A 25,320-nucleotide genomic window follows, 5' to 3' on the forward strand; every position below is an offset into this window, starting at 1 on the left:
AGGTGATCGGCGCTGCGCCGGTTGCGGTTTCCCACTCGCCGGCCCGGTGCCGCCGCTGCCCGGTGCCAGTCCTCGGCGGCTCTAGCGCGGTGCGGAGTCGTCGCGGTTGCGGCGCAGGCCGAGGCGCCGCCAGCTGCGGCGCGGGCCCTCCGGGCGGCCGCCGCGGCGGGGCAGCCGCATCCGCGGCGGTGCGCCCGCCACGCTGCGGCGCAGCGGCGGCCGCAGGCCGAGCCGCTGCGTGCGGCGCCGGATCGCGCGCCGCTCGCGCGGCGCGGCCTCCCACGCCTCCGGGTGCGAGGCCAGCCAGCGGTACCGGTACACCGCGTACGGGATGTGCAGCAGGTACACCACCATCGCGATGGCCAGCGAGATCAGCGGGAACGTGATGATCCCGGAGGCCAGCACCGCGACGGCAACCAGCAGCGGGGCGACGGCCTTCGGCGGCACCCGGACCGTCTTGAGCGACAGCGTCGGCAGCCGGCTCACCGCCAGCGCGGCCACGGCGATCACCCACACCATCACCACCGGCTGCTGCGACCACCAGCCGAGGTGCTCGAAGTGCGCGGTCAGGGTCAGCGGCAGCAGTGCGAGCAGGCCGGCAGCCGGGGCGGGCACGCCGACGAAGAACTCCTTGGCGAACGGCGGCTGGGCGGTGTCCTCCAGCAGCGTGTTGAAACGCGCCAGGCGCAGCACCATGCACACCGCGAAGATCAGCGCGACGACCCAGCCCGCCCGGTTGTCCTGCAACTGCCACACGTACAGCGTCAGCGCGGGAGCGACACCGAACGACATCGCGTCCGACAGCGAGTCCAGCTCCGCGCCCATCTTGGTGGTCGCGTCCAGCAGGCGCGCTATCCGGCCGTCCAGGGCGTCCAGCACGGCGGCCACCCCGATCGCGGCGATGGCGCCGGTCGGCTGCTCGTTCAGCGCGAACATCACGGCGGAGAGCCCGGCGCACATCGCGAGGACGGTGATGGCGTTGGGCAGCAGCCGGACGCCTGGGGTGTCGCGCATGCTCATGCGCGGGCCAGTTCGGCTATGACGGTCTCGCCGCCGATGGTGCGCTGGCCCGGCTCGACCAGGACGCGGCTGTCCGCGGGGACGTAGAGGTCGACGCGGGAGCCGAAGCGGATCAGACCGTAGGTGTGGCCGGCCAGGACCTGGTCGCCCTCGGAGGCGGAGCAGACGATCCGGCGCGCGACGAGCCCGGCGATCTGCACGACGGCGACCTCGGTGCCGTCGGCGCCGCGGATGAGCATCGAGTTGCGCTCGTTGTCCTCGCTGGCCTTGTCCAGGTCCGCGGACAGGAACTTGCCGGCGCGGTAGGAGACCTTGGTGACCTCGCCGGAGAGCGGCACGCGCTGGACGTGCACGTCGAAGATGGTGAGGAACACGCTGACGCGCGTCATCGGGGCGGGCCCCAGGCCCAGCTCGGCGGGCGGGACGGCCTTCTCGACGTGCGCGACCGTGCCGTCGGCGGGGGCGACCGCGATGCCGTCGCGGTTCGGGGTGGTCCGGCGGGGCTCGCGGAAGAACCACGCGCACCAGGCGGTGAGGATGCCGCCCAGCACCCCGGCGCCGCGCCAGCGCCGGCGCAGCAGCAGGGTCGCGACGGCGGCGCCGAGCACGAAGGGCCGTCCGGCGGGGTGCATCGGCGGGACCGTGTCGCGGGCGAGCGCGACCAAGTGCGTCAGCGGGCTTGTCTTCGGTTCTTGCTCGGTGCTCATCGAGGTACTACGCCCCTGCGTCGGAGGTCATGGTGCGGCGGGCACGCCTGCCCACCGCCGACGGCGGCACGAGCCGCCCTGTCGTCGATACAGCATCGCGGACGCGCCAAGCCTACCCGCTACAGGGGGCGCGGTTGATCGAACACAACCGTCTGACCAGCGGATATGGGCAACCTCACCGGCTTGCGCGGCGAGCGCGGCGCACGCCACGCCGACGGCGGCGACCGGCAACCGACACGCGGCGGTCTCGGATCTGGGGGATGTCGGACACGCCGGGGCGTCAGGCACGGCGGGCCTCTGGCACGCGCGAGGCGGGCATGAGACACGCCCGGTGCGGGGAACGCGCCACAACGGGCGTCAGACACGAGGCACGCCACGTGCCAGGAGGCACGACGGGTGTCGGAGTCGGACACGCCGGGGCGCAGGTGGGTGCCCGACACGCGCCGGTGTGTCGGGCACGGCGTGGTTTCGCCGCACCTGGGTGTTGGGAGCGGGATGGCTGTCGCGGGTCGGCTAGCTGCACGGGTTCCGACGGGCGTGCACAGGGCTCGCCGGGCTTGTGCGGGGTTTGCCGGGCTTGTGCGGGGTTTGCCGGGCGTGTACGGGCGTTCGCCGGGCTTGTACGGGATTCGCCGGGTGTGCACCGGGTTCACCGGGCGTGCGCTGGGACTACACGCGGCGTGTCCGCTTCGCGTCATCGTGTGGGGCGCGCTCCCATTCGCCCTGCGCGCCGACATGACCGCCTCGCGCCGCCTGGCAGACCGCTTCGCTGGGGTGCCGGGCGCCTCACCCGCGTGCCCGACACGCTGATGTCCCGACATGCCCCGGTGTGTCGTGTGTCCGACACGTACGCCAACCGCCACGCACTGTGACAAACCCCTGAAAGCCGGATCGGGACGGGACCGACGCCCCCGAAGCGCCGGTGCCGTCCCGATACCGCGACCGCAAAGCGCCTCCCCGTTGGCGCCAAACGGCCTCCCCCGATGCGGGTCCGTGCACCCCCCGACGGCACACGGTCCCGGTCTCCGTCCCGCAAGTTCACCGCGGGCTTCCGGCCCGGTCGGCGAGTGCGGACGTCTTTGAGATGTAGTGGATCGACGGGTTGTTACGCGGTTTTCAGTGTAATTGAGTTCACAGAAAGTCCGTAGCCGCTATTGGAGGACATTGGAGCGCGTTTCAGTGACCCGGAGTCATCGCTCGTCCTGATCGTTTTCACTCTTCCGTGAGATCACGTTGGTCGTCGATGTCCATCCTCGCGCCCATCAGCTCTCCGAGGCCGCCGTAGGGGTCGCCGTGCTCCAGGGAGTCCGGGGTGCTGCGCAGTTCGGCCGTCGCCGCGTCGTCGGCACCCGGCGCGACCGACCCCGCGTCGAGCGATGACACCGCGTATTCGTCGAGGTAGAGATCCAGGACGAGGGTCCAGCCCCGCCGCTCCTGCAGCAGCCGGGCCGACGCGACGTCGCGGCTGTCGACCCACTGCGCGTCCGTCCGCTCGCGCAGCTTCGCCACCCGCGCCGCCGCCAGATCCGCGAGCTGGTCCCGCTCCGCCCGGCCCGCGCGGGCGACCGCGCCCGCCAGCAGCCGTTGCGCGGTGCTGGCCGTGCTGGGCAGGAGCACCAGCCCGCGATCGGTGACGACCATGTCGTAGCGCGACCCGGCCAGCTCGACGGGGCTGACGATGCCCGCCACCGACGCCTCGGGTTCGTCGGCCGGGGGCCTGGAGTGGTTCAGCGGGACCCCGAGGTCGACCAGCGCCCGATGCAGCCCCGGCACCAGCCGGGGATCCGCCACGGCCGGGCGGACCAGCCGGTCCGGGTCGAGCGGGTGCCCGTTGGTCAGCCGGACCACCGACGGCCCGGCCCAGTCCAGCTCGTGGTGTGCCCGCCCTGCCGACACGAGCGCGTCGACCACCGCTCCGCCGAGCAGCTCGGTGAGCGTGTCGACCGCCGCCTCGGCTATGCGGTCGGGGGCGAGACCGGGGTTGAGCACCGGGTTCACCAGGTCCGGCCCCTCGCCGCGGTGCACCGCCTGCAGGACGCCGCCGATGGCCGGATCGGTCGTGATCCCGCTCTGCGCGACCGCCGAGCTGAGCAGCGACGCCTGGTGCGCGACGTGCTCGGCACCGGCCAGCCTCGCCAGCTCCGGCCACGGCATGCGCGGGCCGAGCCCGTCGACCAGGAGCCGGCTCTCCAGCGCGGGCACGCTCTTGCGCGGGTTGCGCAGCAGCGCGAACGCCGGACGGTCGTCGAGCTCCTTGTCGGCGCCGCTCAGCCGCTTCATCACGGCGATGCGCTCGCGCGTGGTCGGGTGGCCGCTTTCCCCGGCGGACTCCGCGGCGATCGCCTGCTTGGCGCGTTCGGCGAGCTTGGGCTTGCGGACGCTGTTCTCCATGAACGCCCGGAAGCCGAGCAGCACGTCCGGCGTGCGCTCGACGCTCACCGCCATGCTGAGGTAGCTCTCGGCGTACTCGCGCCAGCCGAACTCGATGGCGGTGGCCTTGCGCAGGGCGGTCACCGCCGCGCGCTTGCCGGTGACCCGCACCGCGACCGCGTCGGCGGCCAGCTCAAGGTCCGGGCTGGTGGTGCCGGCGGCAGCGGTGTAGAGGCGGGCGTAGCCGCCGAAGAGCCACTTCGTCGGGCCGCCGGTCAGGTCGGAGGCGGCGCGCTCCACGCTGGTGGACGCCCGGTAGGCCATCGCGGTCAGCCTGCCGCGCGCCGCGAGGTGGCCGATCTCGTGGGCCAGCACCGCGCGCAGCTCGCTGACCGTGAGCCCGGCCAGCAGCGGCAGGCCGACCTCCAGGTACCGGGCGCGGGACCGCAGGCCCAGCAGCGCGGTGTCCTCCCGGACGAAGGCGTTGGGTTCGGAGGTGACGCGGATCTCGTCGGGTTCGGCGGTGTGGGCGGCCGAGCAGATCGCGTCGACCGCCTTCCACAGCTGCGGGTGTTCGGACCTGCTCAGCGCGACGCCGCGCGGGCGAGTGCGGGAACGCAGCACGGCGCGCATGCCGGCGCCCAGCACGGCGCCGACGACCAGTGCGACCAGCGCCACGCGCAGGCTGCTGCCCCGGTCGTATCCGAATATGAACACCGCGATCGCGAGCAGGCCGAAGACGAGCCCGATCGGAAGGGCGAAGAAGCCGATGTGCAGCGCCAACGCGAGGGCGGCGCGCCAGGGGCCACGCAATGTGCTCAAACTCCCGGTCGAGGTCGGACGGGGCGGGTGGGGTGCAGTCTTCGTGGAAAACTGTCGGGCGTCAATCCACCAGCAGCACGTCCACTGTGGAGCCCTTGGGTAGCGAGGTCGTCTCCTCCGGGATCTCCAGCAGGCAGTTCGCCGCCGCCATCGCCGTCAGCAGGTGCGAACCCGGGCCGCCCTGCGTCCGCACCTCGCCGGTCGCGGGGTCGAACAGCGCCCGCCGGTACTGGCGCTTGCCAGCCGGGGCGACCAGCTCCTCGGTCAGCGTCGCCTGGCGGACCTCCCGCTGAGTGCGGGAGTGCCCGGCGGCGGCGCGCAGCACCGGGCGCACGAACACCTCGAAGGACACCATCGCGCTGACCGGGTTGCCAGGCAGCGTCACCACCGCCGGGCCGCCTCGGTAGCGGCCGCAGCCCTGCGGCATGCCCGGCTGCATCGCGACCTTGGTGAACTCCACGCCGTTGCCGCTGAGGGCGTCCTTGACCACCTCGTAGGCGCCCGCGCTGACCCCGCCGGAGGTGATGATCAGGTCGGTGGAGTCCAGGTGCGGCGACAGCACTGCGTGGAAGGCGTGCACGTCGTCCGGGACGAAGCGCAGCAACCTCGCGTCCGCGCCGGCGGCGCGCACCGCCGAGGCGAGCATCAGGCCGTTGGACTCGTAGATCTGCCCCGGCTCCAGCGGGGTACCGGGCGCCACCAGCTCCGAACCGGTCGACAGGATCAGCACCCGCACCGGCCGGTGCACCGGCAGCCGCTCGGTGCCCACGGCCGCGGCCACCCCGAGCTGCGGAGGAGTGAGCGACGTGCCCGCGTTGAGCACCGTCGCGCCGGACGCGACATCCTCGCCCGCGCGGCGGATGTGCGCACCGGGCTGGACCTGCGCGAACGCGCGGACCTCGGTGACGCCGCCGTCGGTGCGCTCGACGGGGATGACGGCGTCGGCTCCGGGCGGCACCTGGGCGCCGGTCATGATCCGGTGCGCGGTGCCGGGCTGCAGGGGCGGGTTCTGCACCCGGCCCGCGGGGACGTCCTCCGGAACCGGCAGCACGACCGGGTTCTGCTCGTCGGCGGCCGCCAGGTCGACGGAACGAACCGCGTAGCCGTCCATCGCGGAGTTGTCGAAGGGCGGCAGCGGGATGGACGCGGTGAGGTCTGTGGCCAGGGCCAGCCCGAGGCAGTCCTCCAGCGCACGCGGCTCGACCGGGGTCGGTGCGAGCAGCCCCGCGATGCGCTGCTGGTACTCGGTCACCGGCATCAGCCGCTTGGTTCCAGTTCCGTTCGACACGCCCCGATGATCGGTCATCGACCCCACCGCTGTCGCCACCGGCGTGCGTAATCCCATCGTCCGCGCCGCGTGGCAGACTGCGGACCACCGGATCACCCGACGTCCGCGGGGCGGCTGGTGGCGGGGATCCGCCGCGGCCGATGGGGGTCCGGCAACGGTTTTTCGAAGGAGGATCGGCGTGCAGGTACGTACCCGGCACACCCCGTCGTTCGGCGTCGCGCGGCTGCTGCTGGCGCCGGGGGAGCCGGTGCTGGTCGAGTCCGGGGCGATGCTCGCGACCAGCTACGGCGTGACGGTCGAGTCCCGCGCCCAGGGCGGCTTCCTGAAGTCGCTGGCGCGCGCGGCGCTCGGTGGCGAGTCGCTGTACGTGTCGACCTACACCGCGCCGCAGCAGGGCGGCTGGGTGGACGTGGCGCCGAACCTGCCGGGCGACCTCAACGTGATCGAGCTCGACGGGCGCACCGGCTGGTGCGTCACCCGGGGGTGCTGGCTGGCCTCGGCCAGCACCGCGCAGATGGAGACGCAGTGGGGCGGCTTCCAGAACCTCTTCGGCGGTGAGGGCGGGTTCATGACCCACGTCGCCGGGCAGGGCCCGGTGGTCGTCTCCTGCTACGGCGCGCTGGACGTGATGACGCTGCAGCCGGGCGAGTTCGTCACCATCGACACCGGCCACGTGGTGGCATATGCCGACACGGTCCAGACCAGGCTGCGCCAGATCAATCAGGGAATCGCGCAGTCGCTCAAGAGCGGTGAGGGACTCGTGTTCGATTTCGCCGGACCGGGGCAGGTGCTCACGCAGACGCGCAATCCGCGGGGACTGGTGAGCTGGCTCCAGGCGAACGGATTGGGCTCGCGTTCCTGAATCCGCTGAGCGGTGAATGGCGTTGGTACCGGTAGGGGATTGGATTTCGCGGCGAGTCGTGGTCGGCAGCCCGAATCAGCCGGATTGATAACTGTCAGTGTCCACCGAAAACACCCGTTCGGCCCAGTGTTTCGCGGAAAAGTTGCATTGCCGAACCCGCGACGGGATCAGTTTTCTCCGGTAGCGTTGCCCTCGCTCCATCGGCGCGAATGCGCCGTGCATCACATTTCCATGAGGAGGACGCCGTGGCGGTCGGCACGGTCAAATGGTTCAACTCGGAGAAGGGCTACGGGTTCATCGCCACTGACGGTGGATCCGATGTGTTCGTCCATTACTCCGCGATCAACATGTCCGGGTTCCGCACCCTCGCCGAGGGCGACCGGGTGGAATTCGAGGTGAAGGCGGGACGAGACGGTCGCAGCCAGGCTGACGGCGTTCGCAAGCTCTGACCCGAGTGCCCGTGGGCCGGTGCGCGGCTCGCCTGCCGGGTCACGGGCACGTCCACCAGCGGCGAGTGCGCCGCGAGGATCGCGCAGCGGTGGTAGCTGGCCGCCGCGGTTGCGCATCCGTCCTTGTTGACCGATCGAACTCCGGCCGATCGAAGCAGTGTCCATGCGGTTGGTGCCGCGGTTGCGCGCGGATTAATCCGCATCCTCCAACGCCGCTGTCCTGCGGCGGTCGCATTCGGCATCGCCGCCGTGCGCGGGAGTCGGAGTCGTCACGGGTGTGTGTCGACCTTGACCGAACCCGCAGACGGGGCGTACCGCGAAACGTTAGGCTTCGCCGCGTGTCGGAAGACCTCACCGGGCGCCGTCTCGGCCACTACAAGATCGACGCAGTGCTCGGCCGCGGCGGTATGAGCGTGATGTACCGCGCCACCGACACGCGGCTCGGCCGCAAGGTCGCGCTCAAGGTCATGGGTGAGCACATCACCGGTGACGCCGAGTTCCGCGAGCGCTTCGTCGACGAGGCGCGCAACACCTCCGCGATCGACCACGCCAACATCGTCCCGCTGTACGACTTCGGCGAGGTCGACGGCATGCTCTACATCGCGATGCGGCTGGTGGACGGTTCCGACCTGGCCAGCAAGATCAAGGACGGGCCGATCTCGGCGCAGCGCACCCTCGAACTGCTCGGGCAGGTCGCCGAGGCGCTCGACATGCTGCACGAGCGCAACCTCGTGCACCTCGACCTCAAACCGGCCAACGTGCTGGTCACCTCGCGCGAGTCGTCCAGCGAGCACGTGTACCTGGCCGACTTCGGCCTCACCCGCCGCGGCGCCACCGGCCACCGCACCAGCAGCGGCGACTTCCTCGGCTCGCCGACCTACGCCGCGCCCGAGCACCTGCGCGGCGAGCCCGTCGACGGGCGCACCGACCTGTACGCGCTGGCCTGCATGCTCTTCGCGTGCCTGACCGGGCGCCCGCCCTTCCAGGGGCAGGTGCAGGAGGTCATCCAGGGCCACCTGAACGGCGAGCCGCCCAAGGTGACCTCGCTGGTGGTGCTGCCCGCCGAGATCGACGACGTGCTGCGGCGCGGCATGGCCAAGAAGGCCGACCAGCGGTACTCGACCTGCAAGGGCCTGATCACCGCGGCCAAGGCCGCGCTGTCGCCGGTGGCAGGCGAGGGTGCGGCGCGCAGGCGGGCCGAGGCCGCGCCACCCGGCCCGCCGTCCGGTGCGGTGCCAGTGCAACAACACCCGCAGCAGGCCTACCCGCCTCCGCCGCCGGTGCAGCAGCAGCCCTACCCCGGGCCGCAGCAGTACCAGCAGCAGATGCCGCAGACCCTGCCGCCGCCCGCCAGCGACCCGGTCCGCCTGCGCCCCCCTATGCCGGTCGGCTCCTCGTCGTTCGCCACGAAGTCGGGCAGCTCGGCGAAGTGGATCGTGCCGGTGCTGGTCGTGGTCGCACTGGTCGTCCTCGTGGTGCTGTTCGTGCTGATGGCCGGCTCGTTGGGCTCCGGCGGCGGCTCCACCGAGCCGACCAGCTCCCGGACCTCCACCTACAACAGCAACAACCTGCCTTCCGAGGTGCCGACCGTCGGCGACTGACCCAGACTGGTCCGCGGTCCCGGGGCGGTGTCACCGGCTTGGGCCGGCGTTGTCGGGTCGTTCGGGGTTTGCCAGCCGGGCAGCTGACGGCGATCGCGCGCGCCAATGGGCTGGAGCGCGGGCTGGCAGCGGTCGGCGCTGTGCTCGCCTGCGGGCTGGCGGTCCTGTGCTCGCCTGCGGGCTGGCGCGCCGGGCTGCTCCGTGTGGCCGGCGGTGGTTGGCGCTGGGGCTGGTCCGCGGGTCGGCACTGGGCTCGTCGGAGGTGCGGGCCGGGCGGTCTGCGGCAGTCGTCACCCACCAGTTCCCCCTCGCTTGCACTCGCCACGCGAGAGTGCTAAACACGGTACTGGCACTCAGCAAGGTCGAGTGCCAGGTCGGGACGGTGAGGCCGTCCTCGCGGCACCACACGACGGTGCCGTCGGGAGCGGTCGTCCGTCGCGGGCACCGAGCCTGGCCGAGCACGAGTCCTGCCGTGGGGAGAACCTGGTTCTCCACGGCGTCCAGACAGGTGGAGGACCACACCGCAATGGCCAAGATGATCGCGTTCGACGAGGACGCCCGCCGCGGTCTTGAGCGCGGCATGAACACCCTCGCCGACGCCGTCAAGGTGACGCTCGGCCCGAAGGGCCGCAACGTCGTGCTCGAGAAAAAGTGGGGCGCGCCGACCATCACCAACGACGGCGTCTCCATCGCCAAGGAGATCGAGCTCGAGGACCCGTGGGAGAAGATCGGGGCCGAGCTGGTCAAGGAGGTGGCGAAGAAGACCGACGACGTCGCCGGTGACGGCACCACCACCGCCACCGTGCTGGCCCAGGCCCTGGTTCGCGAGGGCCTGCGCAACGTCGCGGCCGGCGCCAGCCCGATCGCGCTGAAGCGCGGCATCGAGAAGGCCACCGAGGCGATCGCCGAGCAGCTCCTCAAGAGCGCCAAGGAGATCGAGACCAAGGACCAGATCGCCGCCACCGCCGCCATCTCCGCCGGAGACCGCCAGATCGGCGAGCTCATCGCCGAGGCGATGGACAAGGTCGGCAAGGAAGGCGTCATCACCGTCGAGGAGAGCAACACCTTCGGGCTCGAGCTGGAGCTCACCGAGGGCATGCGCTTCGACAAGGGCTACATCTCGCCGTACTTCGTCACCGACTCGGAGCGGATGGAGGCGTCGCTGGACGACCCGTACATCCTGCTGCTGAGCTCGAAGATCTCCAACGTCAAGGACCTCCTCCCGCTGCTGGAGAAGGTCATGCAGGCCAACAAGCCGCTGCTGATCATCTCCGAGGACGTCGAGGGCGAGGCCCTGGCGACCCTGGTGGTCAACAAGATCCGCGGCACCTTCAAGTCGGTCGCCGTCAAGGCCCCCGGCTTCGGCGACCGCCGCAAGGCGATGCTGCAGGACATGGCCATCCTCACCGGTGGTCAGGTCATCAGCGAAGAGGTCGGCCTCAAGCTCGAGACCGCGGACCTGACCCTGCTGGGCAAGGCCCGCAAGGTGGTCGTCACCAAGGACGAGACCACCATCGTCGAGGGCGCCGGTGACGACGAGCAGATCGCCGGCCGGGTCAACGAGATCCGCGCCGAGATCGAGCGCTCGGACTCCGACTACGACCGCGAGAAGCTGCAGGAGCGGCTGGCCAAGCTGGCTGGCGGCGTGGCCGTCATCAAGGCCGGCGCGGCGACCGAGGTCGAGCTCAAGGAGCGCAAGCACCGCATCGAGGACGCGGTCCGCAACGCCAAGGCCGCCGTGGAGGAGGGTGTCCTCGCCGGTGGTGGCGTGGCCCTGCTGCAGGCGACCGTCGCCGCGTTCGACGGCCTGAAGCTCGAGGGTGACGAGGCGACCGGCGCCAACAGCGTCCGGCTCGCCGTCGAGGCCCCGCTGAAGCAGATCGCCGTCAACGCCGGCCTCGAGGGCGGCGTCGTCGCGGAGAAGGTGAAGAACCTGACCCCGGGTCACGGCCTCAACGCCGCGACCGGCGAGTACGAGGACCTGCTGGCCGCGGGCATCATCGACCCGGCCAAGGTCACCCGCTCGGCGCTGCAGAACGCCGCTTCCATCGCCGCGCTGTTCCTGACCACCGAAGCCGTGGTCGCGGACAAGCCGGAGAAGGAGGCCGCGGGCGCCGCTGCCGGTGCCGACCCGATGGGCGGCATGGGCGGCATGATGTAAGTCCTGCCTCGCAGGTTTCGAAGGGCCGTCCCCGGGCTTTCCGGGGGCGGCCCTTCGTGCTGTTCAGGGCGGGGGCCTTTGTTTCTGGGGCGGCGGTCTTCCTGGCTGTTCAGGGGCCTGTTCGTATCCAGTGGCCTGGTGGTGTGTTCGGGGCTCGGCTTCTACGGCGTGGCTGTCACGGGGTTGCGGTGTCGATGGTGTTGCGCCAGTGGCGCACCAGGTCGGGACGCACCGGGGTGGACCAGTCCTCGCGGGCGCCGGTGCCGACGTGGAACGCGCGCACGCCCGCGGCGCGCAAGTCGCTGACGTGCTCCTGGCGCAGGCCGCCGCCGGCCAGCAGCACGACACCGTCGATGTCCTGGGTAGCCGCCTGTTCACGCAGGTTGGCAAGGCCCTCCCCGACCCCGTCGGGGTCTCCGGCGGTCAACACCGCGTCCGGGCCGAGAGATACGGCGTGGTTCCAGGCGAGGCGGTAGTGCACCGCGTGGTCCACGGCGCGGTGGAACGTCCAGGGGCATCCCTCGCCGAGTTCGGCGACGACGTTCCGGGTGGACCCGACGTCCACCTCGCCGTGCTCGTCGAGGAAGCCGAGGACGAACTCGGTGACACCCAGCTCGCGCAGCTCACCGGCCCGCCTCCGCAGCGCATCGACGTCGTGTGCGAGGTAGCCGGAGTCCTCACGCAGCATCACCCGGACAGGAAGATCGGTGGCGGCGAGCACGCTGCGGACCGTGGCGGTGTCGGGAGTCAGGCCGTCGGCGGCGATGTCGCGCACCAACTCCAGCCGGTCTGCCCCGCCCTCCTGCGCGGCCACGGCGTCCTCGGCATCCAGTGCGATGACCTCGAGAAGCGCAGTCATGGCGGCACCGTACCCATGGGGGTGGTGGGGCGGCTTGGTCTTGCGGGGTGCTTTGGGGGTGGGGGCGCGTGGGTTTTTGACGCAACGGCTGATGCTGGCGGGTTGCTTTGGGAGCGGGGGCGCGGGGGTTTTCGACGGATCCTGTGGGGCTGGCGGGTCACTTTGGGAGCGGGGGCGCGGGGGTTATCGACGGACTCACGCTGGCCTGGCGGGTCGCCTTCAGAGGGGGTTTCTGGGGCGCTCGCCGCCCCCAGACCCCCGGCAGGTCTCCGGGATGAGCGGGTTTTCGAGGCATCTTGCGGTGGCGTGGTGGCGGTTCTCATCCCGTCGACCTCCACGAGGGCTATCAGACCGCGTCAAGGGGGCGATTTTTCGAGGCAGCCTGCGGTTGGCATCAGGGGTGCCCCCTTGACCCGGTCTGATCGGGCTGGCGCCAGGTCGACGGGATGAGAACCGGGCCCCACCCTGGGTAGGGCCCGCGGGAGGTGCGCCCGGAAGAGGCACGGGAGCGGTGCGGGTGGCGGTGTGATCTCCTTGTGACATCACGGTCGGCGACGCGAGAGGCTGGAGACACCATGTGCAGGCGGATCCGGATGGCGGCGCTGCTGGGCGCGGTGGCCCTGCTGGCGGGGTGCACCGGCCAGCCCGCCGGCAGGCCCGCCGAGGAGACCGCGCCGGGGGCGTCGGGGGCGCTGCCGGCGACCGGCGTCCCGCAGGTGACGCCGCAGCCGAAGAAGATCGAGCGGCTGGGTGACGACATCGCGGTGCGCGGGCGGGTCCAGATCGTCGTCGATCCGATGGCCGACAAGCCGACGCGGGACCTGGCGGTGCGGGTGCTGGAGATGGCGGGGGCCGACGAGGTCCTCGTCCGCGAGCCGGGCCAGCCCGAGCAGAGCGCCGACCTGACGGTGCGTCTCGGCGACCGGGGTGCGCCCGGGGTCACCAAGGGCCTCCAGGAACTGGGCTTCCACGCCCCGATGCCGACACCGCCGGAGGGTTACGTGCTCGCCGGGCGCGGCGGCGACCAGCCGACGCTGGTGATGGGCGCCTCCGATCCGTCGGGCGCGTACTACGCGGTCCAGACGTTGCGCCAGCTCACTTCGCCCGGCCGGATCGCCGGGGTCGGTGTGTCCGACAGCCCGCGGATGCCGATCCGGGGCAGCATCGAGGGCTTCTACGGCAGCCCGTGGACGCACGCCGAGCGCATGGACCAGCTCGCCTTCTACGGCGACGTCAAGCTCAACACCTACGTCTACGCGCCCAAGGACGACCCCTACCACCGGGAGCAGTGGCGCGACCCGTACCCGCCGGACAAGCTCGCCGAGGTCAAGGAGCTGATCGGGCAGGCCGCCGCGCACCACGTCAAGTTCACCTTCGCGCTCTCGCCCGGAAACTCGATCTGCTACAGCGACCCGCGCGAGGTGCAGACGCTGGTCAACAAGCTGCGCGCGGTCCACGACGCGGGTGTTCGCGACTTCTCGATCCCGCTGGACGACATCTCCTACACGCGCTGGAACTGCCCGCAGGACCAGGCCCACTACGGTGCGCCGTCGCAGGCTGCGGCCGGGCGGGCCCAGACCGACCTGCTCAACCAGGTCCAGCACGAGTTCATCGCCACGCACCCCGACGTGTCGCCGCTGCAGATGGTGCCGACCGAGTACTCCGACGTGGAGGACTCGCCGTACAAGACCGCGCTGCGCACCGGCCTCGACCCGCGGGTGCTGGTCATGTGGACCGGCGATGGCGTCATCCCCAGGCGCATCAGCGTCGCGGACGCGAAGGCGGCCGAGAAGGTCTGGGGCCGCAAGGTGTTCATCTGGGACAACTACCCGGTCAACGACTTCGACAGCTCCGTGGGGCGGCTGATGCTCGGCCCCTACGCCAGGCGCGAGCCGGGTTTGAGCGAGCAGGTCGTCGGCGACGTGGTCAACCCGATGAACCAGGCGGCGGCCAGCAAGGTCGTCGAGATCGGTGCCGCCGACTTCTCCTGGAACGACGAGGACTTCGACGCGCAGCGCGCGTGGCGGGCGGCTGCCGAGTACCTGGCGGGCGACCGGTTCGCGGGTGGCAGGCCGGGGCTGGGGGCCGACCAGGCGACGGCCGATTCGCTGCTGGTGTTCTTCGACCTCGAGCACATGGCCCCGCTGGCCAGCGGCAAGCCGTGGCTGGAGCCCGCGCCCGAGCTGGCCCGCCGCATCGCGGAGTTCGACCGGGCCTGGCAGGCCGGGGACCGCGCGGGTGCGATCGCGGGGCTGCGCGCCTACGCGCAGGCGATCAAGGACGCCCCGCAGCGGATCCGCGCCGGGGCGGCGCCGGACTTCGTCTCCGATGCCGGGCCGTGGCTGGACGCCACCGCGCTGTGGGGCGATGCGCTGCTGAGCACGCTCGACGGGCTGCAAGCCCGCGTCGACGGTGACGAGGCGCGGGCGGGCGAGCGGCTGGCCGCTGCCTCGAAGCTCGCCGACCAGGCGGGCCAGGTGCACACGGTGCCCGGTGAGAGCAGGCCGCAAGGCCCGGTGCGGGTCGGCGACGGTGTGCTCGACGTCTTCGTGGAGCAGGCTCCGGGTCTGCGCTGAGGCGTCACTCCTGCGGGACGATCAGCCAGCAGGTGAGGTACAGCAGGATGCCGAGGCCGAAGCCGAGCAGCGTGGCCGCGACGAGGACGACCCGGATGATCGCGGAGTCGACGTTGAGCGCCCTGGCCGCACCGCCGCACACCCCGGCGATCATGCGGTCCTCGCTGCTGCGGCGGAACCTGCGGGGCTCGGAGGTCTGCGTGGCGTCGAAGTAGTGGACGTTGCTGTTCTCGGTCATGCCCCGATCGTGCCGCCGCTGGGGCCGCGGGGCTTCGGGGCTGAACCCCGGGCCGACCCCGATTCGCCCCCTAGCGGCCGTCAGGCCACGGACGGGCGGTGGACGTCGAGCAGGTCGGTGTGCTGCTCCTCCCACCGGTCGTAGAGCACGTCGCTGCCGTAGCGGGCGACGAGCTGCGCCTCGTTGCGGGTGATCGGCACCAGCGTGATGATCTGCAGCACCGGACTCCCCTCGTGCAGCAGCACGTCGAACTCGTCACCCAGGTGCGGGTGCGGGGCCGCCAGCGCGCCGGCGATCTCGGTGCCGGGCAGCAGCGCCCGGTCGTTCATGATCAGCGCGCCGTAGCCGACCCGGCTGCGCGACTCGGTGAGCAGCTCCGCGATCACACCGGTGAGGTGCCGGGCCTGGCGCTCCTGGTCGGCGCGCACCGTGCACACCAGCTCCTGCGGCAGCGGCGCGCCCGCGGTGCGCATGCGCAGCCCGCTGGTCAGCACCGACACGTGCGGGCTGTCGCGGTGGTCGCAGTAGACCAGGTGGTAGCCGCGCTCACGGCCGCTCGCGGTGCTGCTGTCGGCGCCACGGACCCGCCCGATGTGGGCTTCGACGTGTGCGGGGAATCCGCTGAACCGGCTCATATGGCCGGGATCTTACGGACGACCGCGGCGGACCGGGCCAACGGACCGCGATGCTCGGGCTCCCCGTTCCACGCACGCGGCGCATAGCCTCTGGCCCATGGGCAGGCCACCACGCCACGACGCGGACAAGCTCCTGGACGCAGCGGTCGCGATCGTGGCCGAGAGCGGTCCGAGGGCGGTGACGATGGCCGCGGTCGCGCGGGCCGCCGGCGCGCCGAGCGGCTCGGTCTACCACCGCTTCCCCGACCAGCCCGCGCTGCTGGCGGCCTTGTGGCTGCGGACCGTCCGGCGGTTCCGGGCCGGCTTGTTCGAGGTGCTGGAGTCGGGTCCGCCGCGGGAGGTGGCGGTCGCCGCCGCGCGGCACGTGGTCGAGTGGTCACGTCGCAACACGGCCGAGGCCCGGGTGCTGCTCGCGGGTTCCTCGGCGTTCGGCGAGTCGGAGTGGACCCAGCAGGCCAGGGACGAGCTGCGCCGGGTCAACGAGGAGATGTTCACCGCGATGGCCGAGGTGGCGCGGGGCATGGGGACCTGCGGCGAGCTGGGCTTCGGCCGGTTCTCGCTGGCGGTGGTCGACATGCCGATCGCGGTCGTCCGGCGGAACCTCACGCGCGGTGACGAGATCCCCGAGCACGAGGTGGTCGTCGTGGTCGAGGCCGTGCGGGACCTGCTGGCCAACGGGCAGGGGCGCTGACGAGGGGCCGCGTCCCGAGCCGGACGGCGCGATCGCACCGGTGTTTTCCGCGACTCCGGCGGATACGCTCGCGGCATGGCCGATGACGCGCTGGGCATGAAATCGCCGGCCGACGTGGCGGCGGCGCTGGACGCGACCGGGTACCTGCCCGATGACGGGATCGCGACCGCGGCGTTCCTGTCGATGCGGATGCGACGCCCGCTGCTGTGCGAGGGCGAACCGGGTACCGGCAAGACCGCGCTGGCGCAGGCGCTCGCGAGCGCCCTGGACGTGGAGCTGATCCGGTTGCAGTGCCACGAGGGCATCGACGCCGCGCAGGCGCTCTACGACTGGGACTTCCCCCGGCAGCTGCTGCACCTGCGCACGCTGGAGGCCGCCTCCGGCGGTTCGCTGGACCCCGACGCCGCCGAGTCGTCGCTCTACACCAGCCGCTTCCTGCTCGCCCGGCCGTTGCTGCGCGCCCTGCGGGAGGCGCCCTGCGTGCTGCTGGTGGACGAGATCGACCGCGCCGACGACGAGTTCGAGGCGTTCCTGCTGGAGGTGCTCTCGGAGTACTCGGTGAGCATCCCCGAGTACGGAGTGGTGCGGGCCGCCGAGCCGCCGATCGTCGTCCTGACCTCCAACCGGACGCGCGAGGTGCATGACGCGCTCAAGCGGCGCTGCCTCTACCACTGGCTCGAACACCCGGGTCTGGAACGCGAGGTCGCCATCCTGCGGCGGCGTCTTCCGGGCCTGGACGAGCGGCTCGCCGAGCAGGTCGCGGCGGCGGTGCAGCGGATGCGCCAGCTCGAGCTGCTCAAGCCGCCGGGGGTCGCCGAGGCGCTGGACTGGGCGCAGTCGCTGCTGGCGCTCGGCAAGGACGAGCTGGACACCGAGGTCGCGGCGAGCACCCTCGGCGCCGTGCTGAAGTACCGGGAGGACGCCGAGCGGGTCCGCGCCGCGTGGGAGTGAGGACGACATGGACCGCACGGTGATCGGGCTGGTGGGGTTCGCCCGCGCGCTGCGGCATTCCGGCATGGCCTGCGGTCCCTCCCGCGTGCAGGCGTTCCTCGACGCCGCCGAGGAGGTCGGCCTGGACGAGCGGGACTCGCTGTACTGGGCCGGCCGGCTCACGCTGTGCTCCGACCCCGACGACATCCCGCGCTACGACACCGCCTTCGGCTGCTGGTTCGGCCACGACCCGATGCCCTCGCCGCAGGACGGCCACGCCGTGCCCCGCCCGGCGCGGATCGCGGCGCTGACCTCCGCCTCCGGAGAGAGCGACGAGGGTGCCGAGCCGCTGTCGGCCGCGGCCAGCGAGGCCGAGGTGCTGCGCAGGCGCGACTTCGCCGAGCTGGGTACCGCTGAGCGGGAGCACCTGCGCAGGCTGCTCGCGGTGCTGCGCCCCGACCCGCCGCAGCGGCCCGCGCTGCGCCGGGCGCCGTCGAGGCGCGGCCAGATGGACGCCCGCGCCACGCTGCGCGAACTGCTGCGCACCGCCGGGGAGCCCCTGCGGCTGCCGCGCCGGAGCCGGGCGCGCAGGCCGCGCCGCGTGGTGCTGCTGATCGACGTGTCCGGGTCGATGGCGCCCTACGCCGACTCGCTGCTGCGCTTCGCCCACGTCGTCGTCCGCCGCTCGCCCGCCAGCACGGAGGTCTTCACGCTGGGTACCCGCATGACCCGCGTGAGCAGGCAGTTGCGGCAGCGCGACCCGGAGCAGGCGCTCGACGCCGCCGCCCGGGCGGTGCCCGACTTCTCCGGCGGCACCCGGCTCGGGGAGACGCTGCGGGCGTTCCTGGACCGCTGGGGGCAGCGCGGGGTGGCTCGCGGCGCGGTCGTGGTGCTGTTCTCCGACGGCTGGGAGCGCGGCGACGTGTCGGTGCTGGCCGAGCAGATGCGCAGGCTGCGCCGGCTCACCAGGTCGGTCATCTGGGCCAACCCGCACGCCGGGCACGAAGGCTACGAACCGGTGCAGTCCGGAATTGTTGCCGCCATGCCGCACGTTGACGGAATGGTCGCGGGCCACAGCCTGCGCGCGTTGGAAGAGATCTGGGCGCGGGTACTCGACCGCTGAGAGCCGCAGGGGAGTCGTCGTGCGAGACGTGCTGGACGAATTGATCAAGCGCTACGAGTCGGGCCAGGCCGTGGGGCTCGGGACGGTGGTGGCGACCTTCCGCTCGGCGCCGCGGCCGCCGGGGGCGGCCATGCTGGTCACCGCCGACGGCGAGGCGGTCGGCAGCGTGTCGGGCGGCTGCGTCGAGGGCGCGGTGTACGAGCGGGGCGAGGCGGTGCTCGACGGTGAGCGCCCGGCGTTGCAGCGCTACGGCGTCAGCGACGACGACGCCTTCGCGGTCGGCCTGACCTGCGGCGGCATCCTCGACGTCTTCGTGGAGCGCGTCGACCGGGAGTCGTTCCCCGAACTGGGCGAGGTCGCCGAGTCGGTGCGGCTGGAGGAGCCGGTCGCGGTGGCGACCGTCGTCGAGCACCCGGACTCCGGCCGCATCGGGGCACACCTGGTGATCTGGGGCGACCGGACCAGCGGCGGGCTCGGCGAACAGCGCGTCGACGACGCGGTGGCCGACGACGCGCGCGGCATGCTGGCCGCCGGTCGCAGCGGTGTCCTGGAGTACGGCCCGCAGGGCCAGCGCCGGGGCGAGGGGATGCGGGTGTTCGTCAACGCATTCGAACCGCCGCCGCGGATGCTGGTGTTCGGCGCGATCGACTTCGCCGCCGCGATGGCCCGCATCGGCTCGTTCCTGGGCTACCGCGTCACGGTCTGCGACGCGCGGCCCGTGTTCGCCACCCGCAGCCGGTTTCCCGAGGTCGACGAGGTCGTGGTCGACTGGCCGCACCGCTACCTGTCCGCGGAGGTGGAGGCGGGCCGGGTGGACGAGCGCACCGCGGTGATGGTGCTGACCCACGACCCGAAGTTCGACGTGCCGCTGCTCGAGGTCGCGTTGCGGCAGCGGCTGGCCTACGTCGGGGCGATGGGCTCGCGCCGGACCCACGACGACCGGATCGCCCGGTTGCGCGAGACCGGGGTGGGCGATCGCGAGCTCGACCGGCTGAGCTCCCCGATCGGGTTGGACCTGGGTGCCCGCACCCCGGAGGAGACCGCGGTGTCCATCGCGGCGGAGCTGATCGCCCTGCGCTGGGGTGGTCGCGGAGTGCGACTGTCCGACCGGGAGGGACCGATCCACCATCACTCGTGAGCGCGCTTGCCCGTGTCCCCTCCACGTAGCAGGCTCTGGGGAGTGACGTCCGTCACCCAGGCGGAGCAGTCCGGTTCCCGAATGTCCGCGCAACGCGCCTCGTGAGCGGCAGAGCCGGCCGGTGCCGGAGGGCCGCCCGCGACGGACGAACCTCCGGAGGAGGCCGCAATGCCGCGCATCACCGTCAACGTGGACGGCACCCGTTACACCGACGACGTAGAGCCTCGAACACTCCTCGTCCACCACCTACGCGAGCGACTCGGAAAGGTCGGCACGGTCGTCGGTTGCGACACCAGCAACTGCGGGGCGTGCACCGTCCACCTCGACGGGCAGAGCGTGAAGTCCTGCTCGGTGCTCGCCGTGCAGGCGGACGGCTGCGAGGTGACCACCATCGAGGGGCTGGCCCGCGAGGGCGAGCTGCACCCCATCCAGCAGGCGTTCCACGACAACCACGCGCTCCAGTGCGGGTTCTGCACGCCCGGCATGATCATGCAGGCGCTGGACCTGCTCGCCGAGAACCCCGACCCGGACACCGACGAGGTCCGCGAGGGCCTGGAAGGCAACCTCTGCCGCTGCACCGGCTACCAGAACATCGTCAAGGCGGTGCGGGACGCGGCGCAGAAGATGCGGCCCGGTGCCGGACCGCCGATCGAGCACACCGACGACACCCCGCTGCAGCGCACCGGTCAGGAGCAGGACACGAAGGTGAAGGGAGGTCGCCAGTCATGACCTCGACGCTGGAACCGGAGCTCGGACGTTCCCGCAAGCGCAAGGAGGACGCCCGGCTGATCACCGGCCGGACGCGCTGGACCGACAACCTGACCCCGACCGGCACGCTGCACCTGGCACTCCTGCGCAGCCCGGTCGCGCACGCCAGGATCACCTCGATCGACACCAGCCAGGCCCGCGAGATGTCCGGGGTGGTGGCGGTGCTGACCGGCCGCGACCTCGCCGCCGAGCAGGGCAGCCTGCCGTGCGCGTGGCCGATCACCGAGGACATGAAGGCTCCCACCGCACCCTCGCTGGCCGTCGACACCGTGAACTTCGCCGGTGAGGCGGTGGCCGTCGTCGCGGCCCGCAGCGCCGCCGAGGCTCGCGACGCGCTGGACGCGATCGACGTCGACTACGAGGACCTGCCGGTCGTGCTGGACATGGAGTCCGCGCTGCGCGACGACTCGCCGTTGGTGCACGAGGACCTCGGCACCAACCGCAACGCGACCTGGACCTTCGACTCCGCCGAGGCCGGCACCGGCGGGAACGTCGAGGAGGCGCTGTCGGCCGCCGAGGTGCGCGTCGAGCGGACCTTCCGCCAGCAGCGGCTGATCCCCGCGTTCATGGAACCCCGCTCGGTCGTGGTCGACCCGACCGGCGACCAGATCACCATGTGGTCGGCCACGCAGGTGCCGCACATCCTGCGGCTGATGCTGGCGATGACGCTGGGCGAGCCGGAGCACCGCATCCGGGTCATCGCGCCCGACGTCGGCGGCGGCTTCGGCGGCAAGCTGCAGGTGACCCCGGAGGAGGTCATCACCTTCCTGCTGGCCAGGCGCCTGGGCAGGCCGGTCAAGTGGACCGAGAGCCGCTCGGAGACGATGGTCTCCGCCCACCACGGCCGCGACCAGGTGCAGAAGCTGGCGATCTCGGCCCGCCGTGACGGCACCATCACCGGGCTGAAGGTCGAGCTGCTCGCCGACATGGGCGCCTACCTGCGACTGGTCACCCCGGGCGTGCCGATCCTCGGCGCGTTCATGTTCAACGCGATCTACAAGATCCCGGCCTACCACTTCAGCTGCACCAACGTCTTCACCAACAAGACACCGACCGACGCCTACCGGGGCGCGGGCCGGCCGGAGGCGACCTTCGCCATCGAGCGGATCATGGACGAGCTCGCCGCCGAGCTCGGCATGGACCCGATGGAGCTGCGGCGCAGGAACTGGATCGGCCACGACGAGTTCCCCTACACGACGGTGGCCGGGCTGACCTACGACTCCGGCAACTACGAGGCCGCCACCGACAAGGCGATGGAGCTGTTCGGCTACGACGCGCTGCGCGAGGAGCAGGCCGAGCGCAGGCGCCGCGGCGACCCGGTGCAGCTCGGCATCGGCATCTCCACCTTCACCGAGATGTGCGGGCTCGCGCCTTCGCGGGTGCTGGGCTCGCTGTCCTACGGAGCGGGCGGCTGGGAGCACGCGTCGATCCGCGTGCTGCCGACCGGCAAGGTCGAGGTCGTCACCGGCACCTCCCCGCACGGTCAGGGGCACGAGACGGCGTGGAGCCAGATCGTGGCCGACCGGCTGGGCGTGGCCTTCGACGACGTCATCGTGCTGCACGGCGACACCCAGAGCTCGCCCAAGGGCATGGACACCTACGGTTCCAGGTCGCTGGCGGTCGGCGGCATCGCCGTCGTGCAGGCCGCGGACAAGGTGGTGGAGAAGGCCAAGAAGATCGCCGCGCACCTGCTCGAGTGCTCCGAGGACGACGTGGAGTTCAGCTCGGGCCGCTTCGGCGTGCGCGGCACCGACCGGGGCACCGCGCTCGGCGACATCGCGCTCGCCGCGTTCGCCGCGCACGACCTGCCCGACGGCGTGGAGCCGAGCCTCGACGCCGACGCCACCTACGACCCGGAGAACTTCTCGTTCCCGCACGGCACCCACCTGTGCGCGACCGAAGTGGACACCGAGACCGGAGGGGTGAAGATCCGCTCCTACGTCTCGGTGGACGACGTCGGCGCGGTGGTCAACCCGCTCATCGTCGAGGGCCAGGTGCACGGCGGGCTCGCGCAGGGCATCGCGCAGGCGCTGTTCGAGGAGGCCGTGTACGACGAGGAGGGCACGCTGACCACCGCGACGCTGGCCGACTACCTGGTGCCGTCGGCGGTGGACCTGCCGGAGTTCACCACCGACCGCACCGAGACCCGGGCCACCTCCAACCCGCTCGGCGTGAAGGGCGTGGGGGAGGCGGGCACGATCGCCTCGACCCCGGCGGTGGTCAACGCGATCGTCGACGCCGTCCGGCACCTCGGCGTCAGCGACGTCGAGATGCCTTGCTCGCCGCAGCGCGTGTGGCGGGCGGTGGCCGGGGCCCGGCCCGCGGAGTCCACCGCGCCGGAGGCGGGCGGCGGACTCGGTTCGATCGACACCAGCGGACAGGGAGGCAGCCGGTGATCCCCGCATCGTTCGACTACATCGCACCGTCCACAGTGGAAGAGGCGGTGGCCGCGCTGGCCGAGGCCGGTGAGGACGCCAAGGTGCTGGCGGGCGGGCAGAGCCTGCTGCCGGTGCTGCGGATGCGCATGGCCGACCCCGGGGTCGTCGTCGACGTCGGCAAGATCGAGTCGATGCGCGGCGTCCGCGACGAGAGCGACGCGATCGTCATCGGCGCCATGACCACCCACCACGACGTGCTGCGCGACCAGCTCGTCCGCCAGCACGCCGAACTGATCGCGCTCACCACCCGCACCGTGGCCGACCCGCAGGTGCGCCACCGCGGCACCTTCGGCGGGTCGCTGGCCCACGCCGACCCGGCAGGCGACCTGCTGGCCCCGGTGCTGGCGCTCGGCGCGGAGATGGTCATCGCCGGACGCGAAGGCACGCGGACCGTTCCCGCGGCCGAGTTCTTCGTCGACTACTTCACGACCGCGCTGGCACCCGACGAGATCCTGGTCGAGGTGCGGGTGCCGAAGTTCACCGGCTGGAGCGCGCACTACGAGAAGTTCAACCGGGTCGCCCAGGCGTGGTCGCTGGTCGGCGTCGCGGCCGCGGTGCGCGTCGAGGAGTCCTCGATCGCGGACGTGCGCATCGGCCTGACCGCCATGGGCCCGACCCCCGTCCGCGCGACCGGCGTCGAACAGGCGCTGATCGGCGGACCCGCCACGGCCGAGGCGATCCGCGAAGCGGCCTCGCACGCGGCCGAGGGCACCAGCCCGACGGGCGACGCCAGCGCCGATCCCGACTACCGGGAGCACCTGGCCAGGGTGCTGACGGGGCGGGCGGTGCTCGCGGCGGCGGGCGGCTAGAAATGTTCCACAAGTGGTTTGCGTAGCCGTGCGGGTGGCGGAACCTCAGAAGCCTTCTCGCTCCGGGATCGCCGAGCTCGTGAATGTCCGATTCACCACGTCGGCGCTGTCCCCGCGAGAGAGCTTCTGAGAACCCGCGGGGGTGCGAGCCGGGGCCCGCACCGCAAGCGGCTGGCGCCGCTTGCCGAACAGGCCCAGTGCCGCACGGCGGGGCCTCCGCGGGGCGGCCGGGCCGGGGCGAGGACCTCTGCAGGGGCGGCCGCGCCGGGGTGACCCGGCGAGGGTGGAGCTCCGCGCCGATCCGGGCGAGAATCGGGTTCGGATCGGCGCACCCACCAACTCCAAACGCGCCGGCGGTCCGGGCACTCCGGCTGGAGGGCCCGGCCCCGGCCGAACCGCCCGGCTCGGCGGCCGTCCGCGGCGGCGGGCCGTCTCGTCATGAACACGGAGGACCTTCCAGTGCAAATGCAGCACCACTTCACCGTTCCGGTGCCCGTCGACGTGGCCTGGAAGGCGTTGCTCGATCCGGAACGGGTGGCCCCGTGCATGCCGGGTGCCACCCTCACCAAGTCCGAGGGCGACGAGTTCGCCGGCACCGTGAAGGTCAAGCTCGGACCGGTGTCGCTGCTCTACAAGGGAACCGGCACGTTCACCGAGGTCGACGAGGCGGGCAGGCGCGCCGTCATCGAGGCCAGCGGCAAGGACTCGCGCGGCAACGGCACCGCCGCCGCGACCGTGACCGCGGTGCTGACCGCCGCGGACGGCGGGACGTCGGTGCAGGTCGACACCGACCTGAAGATCACCGGCAAGCCCGCCCAGCTCGGACGCGGTCTGATCTCCGAGGTGGGCGGCAAGATCCTCAACCAGTTCGCGGGCTGCCTGTCCGAGAAGCTCGCGGGCGAGCCGGAGGCCCCGGCCGAGCCCGAGACCTCCGCACCGGCCGGGGAGACCGCGTCGACCGGGGACGCCGACGGCGTTCCGGCGAGCGAGCCCTCGGGCAGCTCGGTCAACGGCGACCGCAGCTCGGCGGCCCGCGCCGCGGGCGAGGACGCCGCTGCCGCGTCGGAGTCCGCCCAGCGCGAGACCGCCGCGCGGACCCGCCGTCCGGGCTGGCGGGTCACCCCGCCGTCGGGGGAGGGCCAGTGGTCGAGCACCGCGCAGGAGACGGCCGCCAACCGCGCGGACGCGGTCGTGACCGGCAAGCCGATGCCGTCCGACGAGGCCATCGACCTCCTCGGCACGGCGGGTGCGCCGGTGCTCAAGCGCGTCGCCCCGATCGCGGCGGCCGTCATCGGCCTGCTGATCGTCCTGCGCCTCCTCCGCCGCAGGCGGCGGGCCTGAACGGGGAGGGGCGCCACCGCGGTCACTACGGAAAGTGATCTTCACCCGAAGATCAACACGGGGCAGTGAAACGCCTGCACAGGCGGCTGACCCAGCCTGCCGGACGGCCTTGTGCGGTGTTGACTCCTGATCGGCGCGAGCGAGATTCGCCGTGCTGGACAGGAGGTTCGCAGAAGATGTTGAAGTCCATGGCCAGGATGCTGGTTCCGGCGGCGCTGCTGGTGGCCTCCGCCGCGTTCGTCCCGATGACGGCGCAGGCGGTCGAGACGCCCCGCACCAACGGCGACTGCACGAACTACGCCGACGACCAAGACATCAACGAGAACGCCGCCGAGGTGGCCTGCAACGCCAAGACCAACGACGAGTGCCTGGCCGCGTTCTCCCAGGGAGGCGTCGCGCCGGAGGCCGCGAAGGCGGCCTGCGACATCCGGGCGCGCGTGGCGCAGTAGCCGTGACCGCTCGAAGACTGAGCCCGGGACCGCGGTCCCGGGCTC

General features: G+C 72.2%; 21 protein-coding genes. 14 read left to right on the forward strand and 7 right to left on the reverse strand.

The features are described 5' to 3' along the window. Positions 1-81: 81 nt before the first annotated feature. The 4 genes from HUO13_RS02785 to moeA all read right to left on the reverse strand — a co-directional run bounded on the left by HUO13_RS02785 (position 82) and on the right by moeA (position 6,225). Complete coding sequence (locus tag HUO13_RS02785; protein WP_211899939.1) at positions 82-1,020, reverse strand: CDP-alcohol phosphatidyltransferase family protein; 939 nt, start codon at positions 1,018-1,020, stop codon at positions 82-84. Continuing rightward, entirely contained in the window at positions 1,017-1,727 is a 711-nt protein-coding gene (locus HUO13_RS02790; protein ID WP_211899940.1) for a phosphatidylserine decarboxylase, read from the reverse strand. The genes HUO13_RS02785 and HUO13_RS02790 overlap by 4 nt, the downstream gene beginning before the upstream one ends. A gap of 1,212 nt (positions 1,728-2,939) precedes the next feature. Then, the gene (locus HUO13_RS02795; protein ID WP_249124405.1) at positions 2,940-4,919 is read right to left on the reverse strand and encodes a M48 family metallopeptidase; all 1,980 of its coding nucleotides are present in this window, start codon (positions 4,917-4,919) and stop codon (positions 2,940-2,942) included. Positions 4,920-4,980: 61 nt separating this feature from the next. Further along, entirely contained in the window at positions 4,981-6,225 is a 1,245-nt protein-coding gene (moeA, locus tag HUO13_RS02800) for a molybdopterin molybdotransferase MoeA (protein WP_211899941.1), read from the reverse strand. Positions 6,226-6,385: 160 nt separating this feature from the next. On the opposite strand from moeA, the gene HUO13_RS02805 reads away from it, so the two are divergent. From HUO13_RS02805 to groL, 4 genes are all read left to right on the forward strand, one after another. Then, positions 6,386-7,069 carry a TIGR00266 family protein gene (locus tag HUO13_RS02805; protein WP_211899942.1) on the forward strand — a complete coding sequence of 228 codons (684 nt, stop codon included), beginning with the start codon at positions 6,386-6,388 and terminating at the stop codon, positions 7,067-7,069. A gap of 245 nt (positions 7,070-7,314) precedes the next feature. After that, complete coding sequence (locus tag HUO13_RS02810) at positions 7,315-7,518, forward strand: cold-shock protein (protein ID WP_009951144.1); 204 nt, start codon at positions 7,315-7,317, stop codon at positions 7,516-7,518. A 338-nt stretch (positions 7,519-7,856) separates the two neighbouring features. Continuing rightward, positions 7,857-9,119 (forward strand): serine/threonine protein kinase, encoded by a 1,263-nt coding sequence (locus HUO13_RS02815; RefSeq protein ID WP_211899943.1) that lies wholly within the window; start codon positions 7,857-7,859, stop codon positions 9,117-9,119. 526 nt (positions 9,120-9,645) lie between these two features. Continuing rightward, entirely contained in the window at positions 9,646-11,280 is a 1,635-nt protein-coding gene (groL, locus tag HUO13_RS02820) for a chaperonin GroEL (RefSeq protein WP_211899944.1), read from the forward strand. Positions 11,281-11,455: 175 nt separating this feature from the next. Here groL and HUO13_RS02825 read toward each other — a convergent pair whose 3' ends face one another. Continuing rightward, positions 11,456-12,139 (reverse strand): copper homeostasis protein CutC, encoded by a 684-nt coding sequence (locus HUO13_RS02825; protein WP_211899945.1) that lies wholly within the window; start codon positions 12,137-12,139, stop codon positions 11,456-11,458. Positions 12,140-12,714: 575 nt separating this feature from the next. Between HUO13_RS02825 and HUO13_RS02830 the strand changes: the two genes are divergently transcribed. Beyond that, positions 12,715-14,715 carry a beta-N-acetylhexosaminidase family protein gene (locus HUO13_RS02830; protein WP_249124406.1) on the forward strand — a complete coding sequence of 667 codons (2,001 nt, stop codon included), beginning with the start codon at positions 12,715-12,717 and terminating at the stop codon, positions 14,713-14,715. A 4-nt stretch (positions 14,716-14,719) separates the two neighbouring features. Here HUO13_RS02830 and HUO13_RS02835 read toward each other — a convergent pair whose 3' ends face one another. After that, the gene (locus HUO13_RS02835) at positions 14,720-14,953 is read right to left on the reverse strand and encodes a PspC domain-containing protein (RefSeq protein ID WP_211899946.1); all 234 of its coding nucleotides are present in this window, start codon (positions 14,951-14,953) and stop codon (positions 14,720-14,722) included. A gap of 80 nt (positions 14,954-15,033) precedes the next feature. Then, a complete protein-coding gene (locus HUO13_RS02840) occupies positions 15,034-15,588 on the reverse strand; it encodes a suppressor of fused domain protein (RefSeq protein ID WP_211899947.1) in 555 nt (184 codons plus the stop codon). Positions 15,589-15,685: 97 nt separating this feature from the next. Here HUO13_RS02840 and HUO13_RS02845 point away from each other — a divergent pair, with 97 nt between their 5' ends. From HUO13_RS02845 to HUO13_RS02885, 9 genes are all read left to right on the forward strand, one after another. Continuing rightward, on the forward strand, positions 15,686-16,279 hold the full coding sequence (locus tag HUO13_RS02845; protein ID WP_211899948.1) for a TetR/AcrR family transcriptional regulator: 594 nt from the start codon (positions 15,686-15,688) through the stop codon (positions 16,277-16,279). A 75-nt stretch (positions 16,280-16,354) separates the two neighbouring features. Further along, positions 16,355-17,230, forward strand: a complete 876-nt coding sequence (locus HUO13_RS02850; protein WP_211899949.1) for an AAA family ATPase — start codon at positions 16,355-16,357, stop codon at positions 17,228-17,230. 7 nt (positions 17,231-17,237) lie between these two features. After that, the gene (locus HUO13_RS02855; RefSeq protein ID WP_211899950.1) at positions 17,238-18,332 is read left to right on the forward strand and encodes a vWA domain-containing protein; all 1,095 of its coding nucleotides are present in this window, start codon (positions 17,238-17,240) and stop codon (positions 18,330-18,332) included. Positions 18,333-18,351: 19 nt separating this feature from the next. Next, positions 18,352-19,470, forward strand: a complete 1,119-nt coding sequence (locus tag HUO13_RS02860) for an XdhC family protein (RefSeq protein WP_211899951.1) — start codon at positions 18,352-18,354, stop codon at positions 19,468-19,470. Positions 19,471-19,638: 168 nt separating this feature from the next. Beyond that, on the forward strand, positions 19,639-20,199 hold the full coding sequence (locus HUO13_RS02865; protein ID WP_211899952.1) for a (2Fe-2S)-binding protein: 561 nt from the start codon (positions 19,639-19,641) through the stop codon (positions 20,197-20,199). Then, the gene (locus HUO13_RS02870) at positions 20,196-22,634 is read left to right on the forward strand and encodes a xanthine dehydrogenase family protein molybdopterin-binding subunit (RefSeq protein ID WP_211899953.1); all 2,439 of its coding nucleotides are present in this window, start codon (positions 20,196-20,198) and stop codon (positions 22,632-22,634) included. The genes HUO13_RS02865 and HUO13_RS02870 overlap by 4 nt, the downstream gene beginning before the upstream one ends. Then, on the forward strand, positions 22,631-23,485 hold the full coding sequence (locus HUO13_RS02875; protein ID WP_211899954.1) for an FAD binding domain-containing protein: 855 nt from the start codon (positions 22,631-22,633) through the stop codon (positions 23,483-23,485). The genes HUO13_RS02870 and HUO13_RS02875 overlap by 4 nt, the downstream gene beginning before the upstream one ends. Positions 23,486-23,944: 459 nt before the next feature. Further along, positions 23,945-24,826 (forward strand): SRPBCC family protein, encoded by an 882-nt coding sequence (locus tag HUO13_RS02880; RefSeq protein WP_211899955.1) that lies wholly within the window; start codon positions 23,945-23,947, stop codon positions 24,824-24,826. Positions 24,827-25,002: 176 nt separating this feature from the next. Further along, complete coding sequence (locus HUO13_RS02885; RefSeq protein WP_249124407.1) at positions 25,003-25,275, forward strand: hypothetical protein; 273 nt, start codon at positions 25,003-25,005, stop codon at positions 25,273-25,275. The last annotated feature ends 45 nt before the right edge of the window (positions 25,276-25,320 follow it).

It is taken from the genome of Saccharopolyspora erythraea, from assembly GCF_018141105.1.
Taxonomy (GTDB): domain Bacteria; phylum Actinomycetota; class Actinomycetes; order Mycobacteriales; family Pseudonocardiaceae; genus Saccharopolyspora_D; species Saccharopolyspora_D erythraea_A.

Bases quoted from the DNA above. Each gene is read 5' to 3' on its own strand.
- HUO13_RS02785 (WP_211899939.1), bottom strand. From the start codon at position 1,020: ATGAGCATGCGCGACACCCCAGGCGTCCGGCTGCTGCCCAACGCCATC.
- HUO13_RS02790 (WP_211899940.1), bottom strand. From the start codon at position 1,727: ATGAGCACCGAGCAAGAACCGAAGACAAGCCCGCTGACGCACTTGGTC.
- moeA (WP_211899941.1), bottom strand. From the start codon at position 6,225: ATGACCGATCATCGGGGCGTGTCGAACGGAACTGGAACCAAGCGGCTG.
- groL (WP_211899944.1), top strand. From the start codon at position 9,646: ATGGCCAAGATGATCGCGTTCGACGAGGACGCCCGCCGCGGTCTTGAG.
- HUO13_RS02825 (WP_211899945.1), bottom strand. From the start codon at position 12,139: ATGACTGCGCTTCTCGAGGTCATCGCACTGGATGCCGAGGACGCCGTG.
- HUO13_RS02830 (WP_249124406.1), top strand. From the start codon at position 12,715: ATGTGCAGGCGGATCCGGATGGCGGCGCTGCTGGGCGCGGTGGCCCTG.
- HUO13_RS02835 (WP_211899946.1), bottom strand. From the start codon at position 14,953: ATGACCGAGAACAGCAACGTCCACTACTTCGACGCCACGCAGACCTCC.
- HUO13_RS02840 (WP_211899947.1), bottom strand. From the start codon at position 15,588: ATGAGCCGGTTCAGCGGATTCCCCGCACACGTCGAAGCCCACATCGGG.
- HUO13_RS02845 (WP_211899948.1), top strand. From the start codon at position 15,686: ATGGGCAGGCCACCACGCCACGACGCGGACAAGCTCCTGGACGCAGCG.
- HUO13_RS02850 (WP_211899949.1), top strand. From the start codon at position 16,355: ATGGCCGATGACGCGCTGGGCATGAAATCGCCGGCCGACGTGGCGGCG.
- HUO13_RS02855 (WP_211899950.1), top strand. From the start codon at position 17,238: ATGGACCGCACGGTGATCGGGCTGGTGGGGTTCGCCCGCGCGCTGCGG.
- HUO13_RS02865 (WP_211899952.1), top strand. From the start codon at position 19,639: ATGCCGCGCATCACCGTCAACGTGGACGGCACCCGTTACACCGACGAC.
- HUO13_RS02870 (WP_211899953.1), top strand. From the start codon at position 20,196: ATGACCTCGACGCTGGAACCGGAGCTCGGACGTTCCCGCAAGCGCAAG.
- HUO13_RS02885 (WP_249124407.1), top strand. From the start codon at position 25,003: ATGTTGAAGTCCATGGCCAGGATGCTGGTTCCGGCGGCGCTGCTGGTG.